This is a genomic window from Rhizobium sp. 268 (genome assembly GCF_036571585.1).
Taxonomy (GTDB): Bacteria; Pseudomonadota; Alphaproteobacteria; order Rhizobiales; family Rhizobiaceae; genus Rhizobium; species Rhizobium redzepovicii.
On the sequence record NZ_JAPPSO010000012.1, the window covers coordinates 191,006 to 205,264 of the forward strand.

Below are 14,259 nucleotides of genomic sequence, written 5' to 3' on the forward strand. Positions count from 1 at the left end.
TTCCGAACTCGTATCGCGTCGGGATTCGGCCGAATGAACGCGGCCTGGCGCGAGCGGGACCTCGCGCGGAATTTAGAGTGCGGGACGGCTTGGCGCGACGACATCGGCAGGATATGCAAGGAGATCGGGTTTGGGGAAATGAAAATGGGGGAAGAAGAGGCCGCCTCACGGCGACCGATTGCGAGCCGGTCGTCGCGCTGGGCGATCGGCATGAGCGCATGGCTCGCGCGCACCGGCGTCACGCCGAACGGTATTTCGCTGCTGTCGATCCTCTTTGCCGGCATCGGCGCGGCGCTGATCCTGCTCACAACGCACCCAATCGCTATGATCGGCGCCGCGATCTCTGTGCAGCTGCGGCTCGTCTGCAACCTGCTCGACGGCATGGTCGCAATCGAAGGCGGCAAGAAAACCAGGAGCGGGCCGATCTATAACGAATTCCCCGACCGGATCGCCGACAGTCTGCTGCTCGTCGCCGCCGGTTATGCCTGCGGTTTTGCCTGGCTTGGCTGGCTTGCTGCGCTGCTCGCCGCACTCACCGCCTATATCAGGGTCTTCGGAGGATCGGTCGGCCTTGCCCAGGACTTCAGCGGCATCATGGCCAAGCAGCGCCGCATGGCGGTGCTGACGGCCGGCCTCGTTGCCCAGAGTGTGGAGACACTGGTCTTCGCCAGCCATCGATCGCTGATCCTAACCTCCGCCATCATCGCGGCCGGCAGCCTCGTCACCTGCGTCACGCGCACGATAACGCTTGCCCGTTCGCTGGAGAGACCATGATTCCTCTTATTCGTCGTCTTCTGGTGCTGTTCGTCCGTATCGTGGTCGGCGCCCGAAGCGAGTGGCGGGGCTGTGCGCCCGACACGCGCCGCCGCATCTATTTCGCCAATCACAACAGCCATGTCGATACCGTCGCCGTCATGGCCGCCCTGCCGTATCCGGTGCGGCGGCTGACCCATCCGGTGGCGGCGCGCGACTATTGGGGAACCAGCGCCTTTCGCCGTTTTATCGCCGAGAAAGGCCTGCGCGCCGTCCTGATCGACCGCAAGCCTCTGCCGGACAGCAACCCGCTGGAGCCCCTCGAGCGCCTGCTCGAAGAGGGGCGTTCGATCCTGATTTTTCCCGAAGGCACGAGAAGCGCCACTGAAGAGATCGCCCCGTTCCGCAGCGGCATCTATCGCCTGGCCTGCCGCTTTCCCGATGTCGACCTCATACCGATCCATCTCGACAATCTGCAGCGCATCCTGCCGAAAGGAAGCATGCTGATCGTCCCGATCACCTGCACCGCGCGTTTCGGCAAGCCGCTGCGCGTCGAACCCGGCGAGGAAAAGAATGCCTTCCTGGCCCGCGCCCGGGCCGCGGTCATCGAGCTCGCAGACGGGGGGCCTGTCAGATGACCAGCCTGTTTTCCCTGGTACTTGCCGCCATCCTCGCCCTGCTTGCCGCCGCCTCGGCCATCGGCTTCATCCTGCAACGGCGCGCGACCGAGCCCGGCTCCGTCGCCACCGTCCACAACCTCAACGCCCGTATCCGCTCCTGGTGGATCATGGTCGCCATATTCGGCGGCGCGATCCTGCTCGGCGATACGGCGGTGGTCATCCTGTTCGCGTTCCTCTCCTTCATGGCGCTTCGTGAATTCTGGACGTTGACGCCGTCGCGGCGCGGCGACCACCTGGCATTGTTCCTCTCCTTCTTCGTCGTCCTGCCGGTGCACTATGTGCTGCTCGGAACGCTATGGTACGGCCTCTTTGCGATCTTCATCCCCGTATATGCCTTCCTGATCCTGCCGGCGGTGGCGACCCTGACGGGCGATGTCAACGAATTCCTGGCGCGCAGCGCCAGGGTGCAATGGGGCCTGATGCTGACGGTCTATTCGATCAGCCACGCGCCGGCGCTGCTGATGCTGCAGACCGACACACCGTCGGCACTTCTTCTCGTCTATCTTGTCATCGTCGTGCAGCTCAGTGACGTCTTCCAGTATGTCTGGGGCAAGCTTCTCGGAAAGCACCGCTTCTCGCCGAACATCAGCCCGTCGAAAACGCTGGAAGGCCTGATCGGCGGCGGCGCCTCGGCGATCCTTGTCGGAACGCTGCTCTATCGCCTGACGCCGTTCTCGCCGCTGCAGGCCGCGGCCGTCAGCACCGTCATCGTCGTCGCCGGCTTCTTCGGCGGCTTCGTGCTCTCGGCCATCAAGCGCGATCTCAATGCCAAGGACTGGGGCTATGTGATCGAGGGCCATGGCGGCGTGCTCGACCGCTTGGATTCCATCACCTTCGCAGCGCCGCTGTTCTTCCACATCGTCCGCTATTGGTTCACCACCTGAGAATTCGGCCGATCTAAAACCGGTCGATCTCCTCGAGGCTCTCGAGCAGCCGGCGCTGAACATCCCGCTCCTGCTTGCCGATGGCCGCCATCAGCTTGCCCATCGTTCCCCGCAGGCCGTGCAATTCGTCGACCAGCTCCATGACGATATCGACGCCGGCTTCGTTGACACCCATGTTTCCCATGAGGTCCAGGATCAGCCTGGCGCGTGCAACGTCGGCGTCGCGAAATTGCCTCCGGCCGTCTGATGTCTCCGGGATCAGCCAACCCTGTTCGATCCAGAGGTCAAGCTGGATGACGTCGATTTTCAAGTAAAGACGGAATTCGAGATCATCCATGATCAAGCCTCCATGTTCTTTCTCGGATCGTAGGAGTTTGCCGTTGCCCATTCCTTCATCAAGGCCGTCAGCCGTTCATCCGGGGCGTCGGGCAGCACAATCTTCAGCGAAATGTAGACGTCGCCGTGTTCGCCGCCACGTTTTGCAACACCTTTGCCCTTGAGACGCAGGACCTTGCCGCTGTTCGAATAAGGCGGGAGCGTCAAATTGACTGGTCCGGAAGGGGTCGGCACACGGACTTTGCCGCCGAGCACGGCCTCGCTGAGGGAGATCGGTAGTTCCAGGCGGATATCGTCGCCGTCTCGCGTGAAGAAACGGTGTGGGGTCACACGGATTTCGATCAGGGCATCACCTGTCGGCCCGCCTCCAATGCCCGGCTCGCCCTTGCCGCGCAGCCGCAAGGTCTGGCCGTCGCGCGTCCCCGGCGGGATCTGTACGTCCAGCGCCGGACCGTTCGGCATCTTGACCTCCGTCCTGGTGCCGTTGACCGCCTCGAGAAAGTCGACCTCCATGGAGAATTGCCGGTCACGGCCACGACCACGGGTCTGGCCGCCGCCGGCACGACGTGAAAAGAAGCTGGCGAAAATATCGTCGGCATCGCTGAAATCCGCAAAGCCGGCGCTGTTGTGGTAGGGATCGCCCGGCCCGCTCTTTGAGGCATAGTCGCGGTAATAATTGCGCTGCGCCCGCTCGGCGCCTGTTATATCGATCTCGCCGCGATCGAAGCGTCCGCGTTTTTCCTCGTCGCTCAAGATCTCGTAGGCGGTTGAAATTTCCTTGAACCGTTCCTCGGCCTTTTTGTCGCCGGGGTTGAGGTCGGGGTGAAGTTTCTTGGCGAGCTTGCGGAACGCGCTTTGAATATCCTTTTGCGTCGCATCCCGTTTTACGCCCAGAAGCTCATATGGATCCTGGCTCATGCATATCTCCGGTCAGGCAGCGAATACTGCTGGTTGGCTTGGGGATGATATAGGTTGTCGGGCCGCCGCCGGGGAGGGGAGGCCGGTCGCTCCGATCGACTTCGTCAATCCGCAGCGGAACTAAAACAACGTCGCGTCTTCCACTTGAGGCGCCGAGCCTTCATGCGCGGGATCGGGTCGCCGGTCGATGAGAACCGAGCACCCGGCGTGGCGCACGACCTTGTCGACGATCGAGGAGAAGACGTAGTCGGTGATATCCGTCACATGGGATGAAAGCAGGATGAGATCGGCCGACTTCTCCCTTGCAACGGAAACGAGCACGGAGGCGGCGACGCCGATACGAACCTCGATCGTTGCCGGAACTCCCATCTCTTTACAAAGCGATGCAAGCTTCTTTTCGGCGTCGACGATCGCGGTCGTTTCGAATTCTTCGGGAAGCTCCGTCAGGTGACGGTGGGGGATACCCTCGATGACGTGCACGACGACGAGGCTCCCGCCTTTATCCACCAGCGCAGCAGCCCGACGCAAAAGGCGGCTTGCCGTTTCCCTGGAACCCATGCCGATGCCGCAGATGATCGTCCGATACATTGAAATCCATATCCTCGAATGCGAATGATAACACCGATCATACCGGTGTCGACCATTCCGACATTGACGAATATCAAGAAAAAGTGCCGCAACGGCAGCGCGCATGAAACGGCCAACTGCTTGTGAACGAACCTCCGGCTGTATCGTCGCAGTTGACGGCACGGTCTCCAGCAACATTTCTAACCCGGTGTCGTCACTGATTGAGGTTCACATGCCGAATTTTGCGATTATCGGATCGGGTGCGATGGGAAGTGCCGTCGCCAAACGGCTGATCGACCACGGCGCTACGGTGCTGACCTATCTCGAGGGGAGGAGCGAGCAGACGATTGTGCGGGCAAAGGCAGCCGGCATGGTGCCGGTCGGCCACCAGGAGCTGACGAAGGCTGAGTTGATCCTGTCGATCGTCCCGCCGGCGCAGGCGATCAAGGTCGCCGGACTCGTCGCGGACATAGCGTCGGAGATGCAGGCGCCGCCTCCCTTCATCGACCTCAACGCGATTGCGCCGAAAACGATGCAGGCTTTGGCGGCACGCTTCGAAGGCAGCGGCATCGAGGTGCTTGACGGAGCGATCATCGGCGGGCCGCCGGTCCCCGGCAAATCAGGTCCGACCATCTATATCAGCGGCGATACCGCGGAGCGGAGCCGGCTGCTCGAGGATTGCGGCCTCAGGATCCGCAGGCTCGACGGACCGCTCGGCGCCGCCTCGGCCCTGAAAATGTGTTATGCCGGCATCAACAAGGGATTTACCGGCCTCGGCACCGCCATGCTGCTTGCCGCATCGCGCTCGGGTGCTGCCGAAAGCCTGAAAGCCGAACTCTCCGACAGCCTTCCGGACGTCGATCGCAAGCTGTCGAGATCCATTCCCGACATGTACCCGAAGGCCTATCGATGGGTCGCCGAAATGCAGGAGATTGCCGATTTCCTTGGAGACGATGATCCGGCGGCGACCATCTTCCGCGGCATGGCGGACCTCTTTGCCAGGATGGCTGGCGACGTGAAGGGCAGCCGCGTGCTCGTCGGACGGCTGGACGAGATCATCGCTTCCTCGGGAACCGAAAACTGATCGCAATGGTCAAGCAATAGTCGCAGCAACCGAATATGAGAGATGGAGCCATGGGCTTTCCAACACTCTGACGATTGTGTGAACCTTCTCCGACACCTCTGACAAAACCTCATCGCCTCTGCTATGTCAGGAAAAATGCGGCGGCCCCAACCGGCGCCGCGCTCTGTCCGATCAATGCCAGGAGTTTGAAAGATGAGCGGTTCTCCCGATTATACACCCCCGAAGGTCTGGACCTGGAACAAGGCGAATGGCGGCCAATTCGCCAGTATCAACCGCCCGATCGCAGGGCCGACGCATGACAAGGAGCTTCCGGTCGGCCGCCATCCGCTGCAGCTCTATTCGCTCGGCACCCCGAACGGCCAGAAGGTCACTATCATGCTCGAGGAGCTGCTGGCGCTTGGCCATGAAGGTGCGGAGTATGACGCCTGGCTGATCAAGATCGGCGATGGCGACCAGTTCGGCAGCGGCTTCGTCGCGGTCAATCCCAATTCCAAGATACCGGCGCTGATGGACCGTAGCGGGCCAAAGCCGATCCGTGTCTTCGAATCGGGCGCCATCTTGACCTATCTCGCGGAAAAGTTCGGCGCCTTCCTGCCGACTGAACCGGCCGCCCGCGCCGAATGCCTGTCATGGCTGTTCTGGCAGATGGGAAGCGCCCCCTATCTCGGCGGCGGCTTTGGCCATTTCTACGCCTATGCGCCGACGAAGATCGAATATGCGATCGACCGATTTGCAATGGAGGTGAAGCGTCAGCTCGACGTGCTCGATCGTCGCCTTGCCGAAAGCGAGTATCTGGCAGGCAGCGATTATACGATCGCCGATATTGCCGTCTGGCCCTGGTATGGCGGGTTGGTGAAGGGCTGGACCTACGGTGCAGCCGAGTTTCTGCAGGTGGAAGAGTATAAGAACGTGCTGCGCTGGGCAGACAGCATCTACAGCAGGCCGGCCGTGCAACGCGGCCGGATGGTCAACCGCCTCTCCGGTGAGCCCTCGAGCCAGTTGCACGAGCGCCACGACGCCAGCGACTTCGACACCAGGACGCAGGACAAGCTCGCTGCCGCCGAGTAAGCAAGCGGCCCCAGCCACGTGTCGCAGCAACAAATTATGTTCCGCCGCCTTTACGGCGGCGGAACATCTGCATGCTGTCAGAACTCAGTTCTTGACCGTATCTTCCAGGAAGAACCGGCCGAGCGGGTTCTGGTAGAAGTTCTCGATATTCTTGCGTGAGACGTTGATATAGGGGCTGTAATAGAGGTCGATCCAGTTGACGTCGTCCTTGGCCATCTTCTGCAGATCGACATACATCTGTTCGCGCTTCTTCGGATCGAGCTCGAGACGCGCCTTGGCAACCAGTTCCTTCACCGCCTCGCTCTTGTAATTGGTCGAGTAGTTGTTGTTGGAATCGTGGCCGAGGACGAAGGTGGTCTTCTGGTCCGGATCGAGAATGTCGTTGGTCCAGTAGTTGACCGAGATATCGTAGTCGCCGGCAACCGTCATGTCCCATTCCTGGCTCGGATCGACTTTCTGCAGGTTGGCGGTGATGCCCGCCTTCTGCAGTTGCTGCTGGACCAGCACGGCCGTCTGCTCATCGACTTCGTCGCCGGCGCGCACCAAATAATTCAGCGTCAGGTCCGAGGCGCCGGCAGCCGCCAACAGCTCCTTTGCCTTTTCTGGATCATAAGGTCGCTGCAGATTGTCGGCATAATAATAGAGTGCGCCCTTCGGAATGTAGGAGTTGGCGACCGTGCCCTGGCCGAAGGTAACGGTATCGACGATCGCCTTCTTGTCGATCGCGAGATCAAGCGCCTGGCGGACTTCCTTCTTGCCGAGCGCGCCATGCGCATGGTTGATCAGCAGATGATCCTCGCGGGTCGAAGCGTCGATATCGACGTTGAGGTTGGGGTCCTTCTTCAACTCCTCGACGCGGGAGAAGGGCACGAAGATCGCCGTATCCAGCTCACCGGCCTGGACGTTCAGCATGCGGGTATTGTCGTCAGGCACCGAGATCCACTCGACACCGTCGAGCTTCACCCGGTCCGCCTGCCAGAAATTCGGGTTCTTCTTGAGAATGACGCGGTCGCCGCGCCGCCATTCCTCGACCACGAAGGCGCCGGATGCGATCGGCTTTTCGCCATAGGCGTCGGGACCAAGCGATTCCATGCCCTTCTTGGAGATGACGGAGGCATTCGGCAGTGCCAGAGTCGAAAGGAACGGCGCGGACGGGTTCTTGAGCTTGATCGTCAGCGTATGGGCGTCGGTTGCGACCGCCGTGTCGATCACCTTGTAGGAATCGCTCCAGAGCGAGGCCGCGTCATCGCGGATGCGCAGCAGGCTGTAGGCCGCGTCCTCCGCCGTCAGCGGCGAACCGTCGGAAAATTTCGCGTCGCGGATCTTGAACGTGTAGGTCAGCCCGTCATCCGAGGTGGTCCAGCTTTCGGCAAGGCCCGGCTCCAGTTTCGTGCCTGTCTTGTCGACGCGGATCAGCACGTCGTAGACGTTGGAGAACACCCAGTTGTCGATGTTCTGCGCTGTTTTGATCGGATCGAATGTCGTCGAATCCTCGCGGCGGCCGATGGTGAGTACACCGGCGGCCTCGGCATAGCTTGCGCTGAGCGTCAGACCGGCGAGCAAGGCTGCAAGCCCGATTGATTTCCACCTGTTTGTCATGAGTTCGTTCCCTTCGTTGTTATGGCATGCGTTTGATTGATTGAATCGGCATCGAATGGGGATCGTCCTTGCCGTCGGCGTCTTGAAGCAGCCGCTTGTCAGGATCGATGTCGGGAATGGCGGCGATCAGCGCCGCCGTATAGGGGTGTTTCGGCCGCGCGAAGACTTCTTCTGAGCGACCTTCCTCGACGATCTCGCCGCGATACATCACGACGACGCGTTCGCAGAGATTGCGGACGATTGCGAGATCATGGGCAATGAAGATCAGCGTGAGGTTCATCTTCGCCGTGAGCTCGCGGAAGAGCTCGATGATCTGCGCCTGGATGGTGACGTCGAGGGCCGCCACGCATTCGTCGGCGATGATCAGCTTCGGATCGACGGCGAGGGCTCGGGCAATGCCGGCACGCTGGCACTGGCCGCCGCTCATGCTGCGCGGTTTGCGGCCGGCGAATTCGCGTTCGAGGCCGACGAGATCGAGCAGTTCGCCGATCCGCGCCTGGATATCGCTCCTGGCGACCTTGCCCTGCACCTTCAGCACTTCGGCCAGCATCTGCCCGATCGTCAGCCTCGGATTGAGCGCATTGTATGGGTCCTGGAACACCATCGCCGTCTCGCGCCTGAGTTTTGCCAGGCCAGCACTTTTCTGCTGGGCCAGATCGACGCCGTCGAAGGTGACGTGACCGGACGAAATCCGTGTGAGACCGAGCACAGCACGGGCAAGCGTGCTCTTGCCGCTGCCGGATTCACCGACAATGCCGACCGTCTCGCCGGGCATGATCTGCAGGCTGACGCCGGCAACGGCGCTGACATTTCTGGCACCGCCCTTGAACAGGCTGCCGCCGGTTTTGAAGCGCACGTGGAGATCGTCGATTTCAAGCAATGGCCTCACCGGCTGGCCGGCTTCGGCAATGTCCGGCCGCGGCGCTGATATCTCGCCCGGCAGGGAAGGGTGGCTGTTGATCAGGTTGATCGTATAGGGGTGCTGCGGCAGCGCCAGGATCGCCCGCTTCGGCCCCTCCTCGATGAGCTTGCCGCCGCGCAGCACGGCGATGCGGTCGCAGGTCTGGGCGACGATGCCGAGATCGTGGGTGATCAGAATGATCGACAGCCCGCGCCGGTCGCGAATCTCCATCAGCAGCCGCAGGATCTGCGCCTGGATGGTCACGTCGAGCGCCGTGGTCGGCTCGTCGGCGATCAGGATCTTCGGATTGCAGGACAGCGCCACGCCGATCATCGCCCGCTGCCGCATGCCACCGGAAAATTCGTGCGGGTAGCTGTCATATTGGCGCACGGGATCGGGAAAACCGACCTGCGCCAGGATTTCCGTCGCTGCGGTGCGGGCCTCGCGGGCACCGAGGCCCTGGTGATAGCGGATGCCCTCCGCGATCTGATCGCCGATCCGCATCACCGGGTCGAGATGGCTGGTCGGGTTCTGGAAGATCATGCCGATCTCGCCGCCGCGCACTTTCAGCATCTCGCCATCGTCGATCCGCATGAGGTCGCGCCCTTCGAGCAGGACGCTACCGCTTTCGATCTTCAGCAGCAAGGAGGGCAGCAGGCGCACCAGGGAACGGCAGAACAGGCTCTTGCCCGAGCCGCTTTCGCCGACGAGGCCGAGAATCTCACCCTTGCCGAGGTCGAGCGAGACCGCATCGAGCAGCGTGCGCGGGCCGGAATCTACATGCGCCCTGACTGTGAGATCGCGAACGGATAGCACCGAGCCGCTCATTCATGCACCCCCAGCAGTTCGCCGAGGGCATCGCCCAGCATGCTGAAGCCGAAGGCGAGGCAGACGATGGAGAGGCCAGGAAACAAAGTGATCCACCATGCCGTGGTGATGAAGCTCTGTCCTTCGGCGACCATGACGCCCCATTCGGCAATCGGCGGCTGGACGCCGAGGCCGAGATAGCTGACGGCAGCGCCGCTGAGCAGCACCAGCGTCGCATCGGACATCGAAAATACGATCGAGCCGGCGATCGCGTTCGGCAGCAGGTGGCGGAACATGATCCGTGGGCGGCTGAAGCCGAGGCTGACAGCGGCAACGGCATAGTCGCTGCCCTTCAGCACCAGCATCTGCGCCCGGATCAGCCGCGCATAGGAGACCCAGCCGACCAGCGCCATGGCGATATAGAAACTGCCAAGACCCGGGCCGAGGATGGCGATGATCGACAGCATCAGCACGAGGAAGGGGAAGGCGAGGATGATATCGACAAGACGCATGAACAGCGCATCGACGATGCCGCCGAAGAAGCCGGCGATCGTGCCCACGATCGTGCCGATCAGGAACGGGAAGATGACGCCGATCAGCGCCATCTGCAGGTCGAGGCGCGCGCCCCAGATAACGCGGGAGAGAATATCGCGGCCAAAATTGTCGGTGCCGAAGGGATGCAACAATGAAGGCGCCTGCAGGCGCACCTCGGCATTCTGCATGATCGGGTCGTAAGGCGCGACGAGGGGCGCACCGATCGCCAGCAGGACGAAGAACAGCAGCAGGCCGGCACTGAGCACAAGCATCGGCCGCCGGCCGAAGAACCGGCGCCAGCCGAGGGAGGCGGGGGCGACCGCCTCGATGCTCATAGCTTCACCCTCGGATCGACGGCGACAGTGACGATGTCGGCGATGAAATTGATAAGCACAGTGGCGCAGGCAAAGACCATGGCGACGCCTTGAACCACCATGTAGTCGCGTGAGAAGATCGCCCTGACGAGCAGCTGTCCCATGCCGGGCAGCGCAAAGACGCTCTCGACTACCACAGTGCCGCCGATCAGCCAGCCGATGTTGACGGCAAGCAGATTAATCGTCGGCACCAGCGAATTCGGCAGCACATGCCGCCAGAAGACGATGCCTTCGGGCATGCCGCGGGCGCGCGCCGCGGTCGCCACATCCGATTTCAGCTGCTCGATCATTGCCGCCCGCAGGCTGCGCGTCAGCACGGTCGAGAGCGACAGCGCAACCGTCAGGCTCGGCAGCACCAGATGCGACAGCTTTTCGCCGATCGTCGCGCCATAGCCCGAGACCGGCAGGATACCGAGATCAACGCTGAACAGGATGATCAGCATCAGCCCCAGCCAGAAGGGCGGAAATCCGATGCCGAAGGTCGAGATGATGCGCACCGCATGATCCGGAGCCCGGCCGGCATTGCGTGCGGCGATTGCCGACATCGGCACTGCGATCAGGACCGAAAGCACGACGCTGGAGACGACGAGCGCGAGCGTCGGCTCGACGCGGGTGACGATCAGCTTCAGCACGTCGATCTTGTAGAGGATCGACTTGCCCATTTCGCCATTGGCAAGATTCTTGAGGAAATAGACATATTGCAGCCACATCGGCTGGTCGAGACCGTACTGGGCGCGGATGCTGGCGAGAGCCGCCGGCGTCGCGCGCGTGCCAAGAATGTTGCGCGCCGGATCGCCGGGAATCAGCCGAACCAGAATGAAAGTGATGACGCTAATGCCGAAGATGACGGGCAGAAACTGCAGCGGTCGCGTCAGAACGAATTTATAGCGATGCATGACGGCGATCGCCCCTTTGTCTTCGTCGGGTTCGGTCCGCTTCCTGTTGCATCAGCCTGCCTCGTGCCGGGCGAGAAAATCGAGAAGTGCTGGATAATAATCCTGCGGATTCTCATAGAACGGCATGTGGCTGGCATTGGCAAACACCTTGAGCTCGGCATTTGGCAGGGCAAGCTTCATCCTCAGCGCACAGGCCGGCGTCAGCTCGTCATGCTCTCCCGTCGTGATCAGCACCGGCAGCATCAGGCGCGGCAGATCGGGGATGCGGTTCCAGTCCTTGAGGTTGCCGGTATAGAGAAACTCGTTCGGCCCTTGCATGGTCTCATAGGGCGCCATGTTCCAATCGTCGAGCGAGCGGCGCACCGGCGCCGGCCATTCCGCCAGGCGGCAGACGTGGCGATAGTTGAGAATGGTGACGGCTGCGAGATATTCCGGGTGATTGTAGGTGCCCTGCGCCTCGTGCTTCTGCATCATCGAGACCGTTTCGGGACCGAGTGCCGCCCGCAGCCGTTCCAGTTCCGAAATCAGATGCGGCATGTCGGCAACGGTATCCTCGAGGATCAGCGTCTTCAAATTTTCGGGGTAGGTCAGCGCGTAGTCGATCGCCAGCCACCCGCCCCAGGAATGGCCGAGCAGATGGACTTTGCCGAGCCCCAGCGCCTTGCGCACGGTCTCCGTTTCCTCGACATAGCGGCCGATCGTCCAGAGCGAGAGATCGTCGGGCCGATCGGATGCGCCGGTGCCGAGCTGGTCGAAGGCGATGACGCGGTAGCCCTTGTCGATCAGGCAGGAATGCGCCTCGCGCAGGTAATCGCAGGGCAGGCCGGGTCCGCCATTCAGGCAGAAAACCGTCTCGCTGCCGGCCCCGAAGCTATAGGCAACGACGCGATAGCCATCGACATCGATCTCGAACCGCTGGTCCGGCCGTATTTCACGCCACATTGATCGCTCCGGCAGAAGATTTCGCTTGCTCAATATTTGGGCATGGTTAATTTTTTATCGCAAATCTCGCTCCGTGCCAGCTATAAGAAGTGATAGGGTGGGGTGCATGCCGAACCGGGAGCCGCCCATGCTTGACGAGGCCATGATTGACGACATCGGAACGATCAGACGGCAGTTTACGGCGCACGAAACGCTGGAGGGCCGGATCGACCAGGCCTTCGAGGCGATGAAGCAGATCGGCTTCGAGGCGCTGATCTACGACTATACGCCGGTGCCCTACGATCTCGACGGCGCGATCATGATACCATCGCTGCTGAAGCTCCGGAATATTTCCGACGACATGCACGACTATTGGTTCGACCGCGGTTATTTCCGCATCGATCCTGTCCAGAAGGTGGCGCTGCGCAGCACGGCGCCCTTCTTCTGGAACTACGACACCGATGCCGACACACTGATCAATCGCTTCATCAGCGACGACACCGCGCCGGTAGCGCGCTACCTGTACGAACGCGACATGTCGACCGGCGTCACCGTGCCGGTCCATATGCCGGGCGGCGACTATGCGACGGTTACCGGCATCCGCTTCGGTGGGAACAGTGAGTTCGAACGGCATGCGCTGCGTTATATCGCCGACTTCAACCTGCTGGCCCATGTCTTCCACGAGACGGCGTATTCGCTTTTCGACAAGAAGGCGTTGAGCGTCGGCACGGTCCGATTGACCGAGCGGGAACGCGAGTGTCTGCGCCATTCCGCGGAAGGTTTTTCCGCCAAGGAAATCTCCCGCATCATCGGCCGTTCGGTGCCGACCGTCGTGATGCATCTCAATGCCGCGGCAAAGAAGCTCGGTGCGCGCAACCGCACCCAGGCCGTGGTGCGCGCCACCCATTACCGCCTACTCGAGGACCGGCCGGCCGATTAATGGTCACCCTATAAGTTGTGATAGCTGCCTTGGCCGCTGCCGCCGCGTTATGGTTTCCGACATGCCAAGAGATGGAGACACCGGTGGCCGAAACCGTGACGAATGAAGCCTATTTGCCTTTTCACGACTATCGCACCTGGTATCGTGTCACCGGATCGCTGGAAAGCGACAAGCTGCCGCTCGTCGTCGCCCATGGAGGACCCGGCTGCACCCATGACTACGTCGATTCCTTCAAGGACATCGCCGCGCTCGACGACCGCCCGGTCATTCATTACGACCAGCTCGGCAATGGCAACTCTACCCGCCTTCCCGACAAAGGGCCGGATTTCTGGACGGTCGGCCTGTTTCTCGAAGAGCTGGACGCGTTGCTTGCCCATCTCGGCATCCAGCATCGTTATGCCTTTCTCGGCCAGTCCTGGGGCGGCATGCTCGGCGCCGAACATGCGGTGCGCCGGCCGCCAGGCCTGAAGGCGCTCGTCATCGCCAACTCGCCGGCCAACATGCACACCTGGGTTTCGGAAGCGAACCGGCTGAGGCGGGAATTGCCGAAGGAGGTGCAGGACACGCTGCTGAAGCATGAGCTGGCGGGAAGCCTGACCGATCCGGATTATATCGCCGCCTCCCGCGTCTTTTATGACCGCCATGTCTGCCGCGTGGTGCCGTGGCCACCCGAAGTGGCGCGGACATTCGAAATCATGGACGAGGACAGCACTGTCTACCGCAACATGAATGGCCCGACCGAATTTCATGTCATCGGCACGATGAAGGACTGGACGATCGAAAACAGGCTCGACCGCATCGAAGCCCCAACGCTGCTGATCTCCGGCCAATACGACGAGGCGACACCCCTGGTGGTAAGGCCCTATCTCGACCGTGTTCCCGGCTGCGAATGGGTGCTCTTCGAAAATTCCAGCCACATGCCGCATGTCGAGGAAAAGCAGCTTTGCCTAGCGACCGTTTCCGCTTTCCTGTCACGGCACGATTGAGGAAGTGCCGC

Annotated in this window: 15 protein-coding genes; 7 read left to right on the forward strand and 8 right to left on the reverse strand. The window is 61.6% G+C overall.

Translation table 11 applies throughout. From position 1 onward, the window contains the following. The first annotated feature begins 144 nt into the window (after nt 1-144). Genes OS035_RS23720 through OS035_RS23730 form a run of 3 tightly spaced genes read left to right on the forward strand, consistent with a single transcriptional unit; the run spans nt 145 to nt 2,317 of the window. The gene (locus OS035_RS23720) at nt 145-774 is read left to right on the forward strand and encodes a CDP-alcohol phosphatidyltransferase family protein (protein ID WP_097627919.1); all 630 of its coding nucleotides are present in this window, start codon (nt 145-147) and stop codon (nt 772-774) included. After that, the gene (locus OS035_RS23725) at nt 771-1,391 is read left to right on the forward strand and encodes a lysophospholipid acyltransferase family protein (protein WP_097627920.1); all 621 of its coding nucleotides are present in this window, start codon (nt 771-773) and stop codon (nt 1,389-1,391) included. Before OS035_RS23720 ends, OS035_RS23725 begins: the two co-directional genes overlap by 4 nt. After that, nucleotides 1,388-2,317 carry a phosphatidate cytidylyltransferase gene (locus tag OS035_RS23730; RefSeq protein ID WP_097627921.1) on the forward strand — a complete coding sequence of 310 codons (930 nt, stop codon included), beginning with the start codon at nt 1,388-1,390 and terminating at the stop codon, nt 2,315-2,317. Before OS035_RS23725 ends, OS035_RS23730 begins: the two co-directional genes overlap by 4 nt. 13 nt (nt 2,318-2,330) lie before the next feature. Here the strand turns inward: OS035_RS23730 and OS035_RS23735 are convergent, their stop codons facing one another. From OS035_RS23735 to OS035_RS23745, 3 genes are all read right to left on the reverse strand, one after another. Next, on the reverse strand, nt 2,331-2,654 hold the full coding sequence (locus OS035_RS23735) for a chaperone modulator CbpM (RefSeq protein WP_097627922.1): 324 nt from the start codon (nt 2,652-2,654) through the stop codon (nt 2,331-2,333). Nucleotides 2,655-2,656: 2 nt separating this feature from the next. Further along, nucleotides 2,657-3,571, reverse strand: a complete 915-nt coding sequence (locus OS035_RS23740) for a DnaJ C-terminal domain-containing protein (protein WP_097627923.1) — start codon at nt 3,569-3,571, stop codon at nt 2,657-2,659. A gap of 120 nt (nt 3,572-3,691) precedes the next feature. Continuing rightward, nucleotides 3,692-4,159: a universal stress protein gene (locus tag OS035_RS23745; protein ID WP_097627924.1), complete on the reverse strand. Its 468-nt coding sequence runs from the start codon at nt 4,157-4,159 to the stop codon at nt 3,692-3,694. 211 nt (nt 4,160-4,370) lie between these two features. Here OS035_RS23745 and OS035_RS23750 point away from each other — a divergent pair, with 211 nt between their 5' ends. Both OS035_RS23750 and yghU read left to right on the forward strand, forming a co-directional pair. Beyond that, on the forward strand, nt 4,371-5,222 hold the full coding sequence (locus OS035_RS23750) for an NAD(P)-dependent oxidoreductase (RefSeq protein ID WP_183781277.1): 852 nt from the start codon (nt 4,371-4,373) through the stop codon (nt 5,220-5,222). Between the two features lie 192 nt (nt 5,223-5,414). Next, nucleotides 5,415-6,290: a glutathione-dependent disulfide-bond oxidoreductase gene (yghU, locus tag OS035_RS23755; protein ID WP_097627926.1), complete on the forward strand. Its 876-nt coding sequence runs from the start codon at nt 5,415-5,417 to the stop codon at nt 6,288-6,290. An 84-nt stretch (nt 6,291-6,374) separates the two neighbouring features. On the opposite strand, the gene OS035_RS23760 is transcribed toward yghU, so the two are convergent. From OS035_RS23760 to OS035_RS23780, 5 genes are read right to left on the reverse strand one after another with little or no spacing between them, the layout of a single operon-like run. After that, the gene (locus OS035_RS23760) at nt 6,375-7,889 is read right to left on the reverse strand and encodes an ABC transporter substrate-binding protein (RefSeq protein ID WP_097627927.1); all 1,515 of its coding nucleotides are present in this window, start codon (nt 7,887-7,889) and stop codon (nt 6,375-6,377) included. Between the two features lie 19 nt (nt 7,890-7,908). Next, complete coding sequence (locus tag OS035_RS23765) at nt 7,909-9,618, reverse strand: dipeptide ABC transporter ATP-binding protein (RefSeq protein ID WP_097627928.1); 1,710 nt, start codon at nt 9,616-9,618, stop codon at nt 7,909-7,911. Further along, nucleotides 9,615-10,466, reverse strand: a complete 852-nt coding sequence (locus OS035_RS23770) for an ABC transporter permease (RefSeq protein ID WP_097627929.1) — start codon at nt 10,464-10,466, stop codon at nt 9,615-9,617. The genes OS035_RS23765 and OS035_RS23770 overlap by 4 nt, the downstream gene beginning before the upstream one ends. Next, nucleotides 10,463-11,401 carry an ABC transporter permease gene (locus tag OS035_RS23775; RefSeq protein WP_097627930.1) on the reverse strand — a complete coding sequence of 313 codons (939 nt, stop codon included), beginning with the start codon at nt 11,399-11,401 and terminating at the stop codon, nt 10,463-10,465. The genes OS035_RS23770 and OS035_RS23775 overlap by 4 nt, the downstream gene beginning before the upstream one ends. Nucleotides 11,402-11,452: 51 nt before the next feature. Continuing rightward, nucleotides 11,453-12,343: a proline iminopeptidase-family hydrolase gene (locus OS035_RS23780; protein WP_097627931.1), complete on the reverse strand. Its 891-nt coding sequence runs from the start codon at nt 12,341-12,343 to the stop codon at nt 11,453-11,455. 142 nt (nt 12,344-12,485) lie between these two features. Here OS035_RS23780 and OS035_RS23785 point away from each other — a divergent pair, with 142 nt between their 5' ends. Beyond that, nucleotides 12,486-13,262: a helix-turn-helix transcriptional regulator gene (locus OS035_RS23785; protein WP_097627966.1), complete on the forward strand. Its 777-nt coding sequence runs from the start codon at nt 12,486-12,488 to the stop codon at nt 13,260-13,262. 83 nt (nt 13,263-13,345) lie between these two features. Beyond that, nucleotides 13,346-14,248: a proline iminopeptidase-family hydrolase gene (locus tag OS035_RS23790; RefSeq protein ID WP_097627932.1), complete on the forward strand. Its 903-nt coding sequence runs from the start codon at nt 13,346-13,348 to the stop codon at nt 14,246-14,248. The last annotated feature ends 11 nt before the right edge of the window (nt 14,249-14,259 follow it).

Bases quoted from the DNA above. Each gene is read 5' to 3' on its own strand.
- OS035_RS23775 (WP_097627930.1), bottom strand. From the start codon at position 11,401: ATGCATCGCTATAAATTCGTTCTGACGCGACCGCTGCAGTTTCTGCCC.
- OS035_RS23735 (WP_097627922.1), bottom strand. From the start codon at position 2,654: ATGGATGATCTCGAATTCCGTCTTTACTTGAAAATCGACGTCATCCAG.
- OS035_RS23720 (WP_097627919.1), top strand. From the start codon at position 145: ATGGGGGAAGAAGAGGCCGCCTCACGGCGACCGATTGCGAGCCGGTCG.
- OS035_RS23760 (WP_097627927.1), bottom strand. From the start codon at position 7,889: ATGACAAACAGGTGGAAATCAATCGGGCTTGCAGCCTTGCTCGCCGGT.
- OS035_RS23725 (WP_097627920.1), top strand. From the start codon at position 771: ATGATTCCTCTTATTCGTCGTCTTCTGGTGCTGTTCGTCCGTATCGTG.
- OS035_RS23780 (WP_097627931.1), bottom strand. From the start codon at position 12,343: ATGTGGCGTGAAATACGGCCGGACCAGCGGTTCGAGATCGATGTCGAT.
- OS035_RS23785 (WP_097627966.1), top strand. From the start codon at position 12,486: ATGATTGACGACATCGGAACGATCAGACGGCAGTTTACGGCGCACGAA.
- OS035_RS23770 (WP_097627929.1), bottom strand. From the start codon at position 10,466: ATGAGCATCGAGGCGGTCGCCCCCGCCTCCCTCGGCTGGCGCCGGTTC.
- yghU (WP_097627926.1), top strand. From the start codon at position 5,415: ATGAGCGGTTCTCCCGATTATACACCCCCGAAGGTCTGGACCTGGAAC.
- OS035_RS23750 (WP_183781277.1), top strand. From the start codon at position 4,371: ATGCCGAATTTTGCGATTATCGGATCGGGTGCGATGGGAAGTGCCGTC.
- OS035_RS23745 (WP_097627924.1), bottom strand. From the start codon at position 4,159: ATGTATCGGACGATCATCTGCGGCATCGGCATGGGTTCCAGGGAAACG.
- OS035_RS23765 (WP_097627928.1), bottom strand. From the start codon at position 9,618: ATGAGCGGCTCGGTGCTATCCGTTCGCGATCTCACAGTCAGGGCGCAT.
- OS035_RS23730 (WP_097627921.1), top strand. From the start codon at position 1,388: ATGACCAGCCTGTTTTCCCTGGTACTTGCCGCCATCCTCGCCCTGCTT.
- OS035_RS23740 (WP_097627923.1), bottom strand. From the start codon at position 3,571: ATGAGCCAGGATCCATATGAGCTTCTGGGCGTAAAACGGGATGCGACG.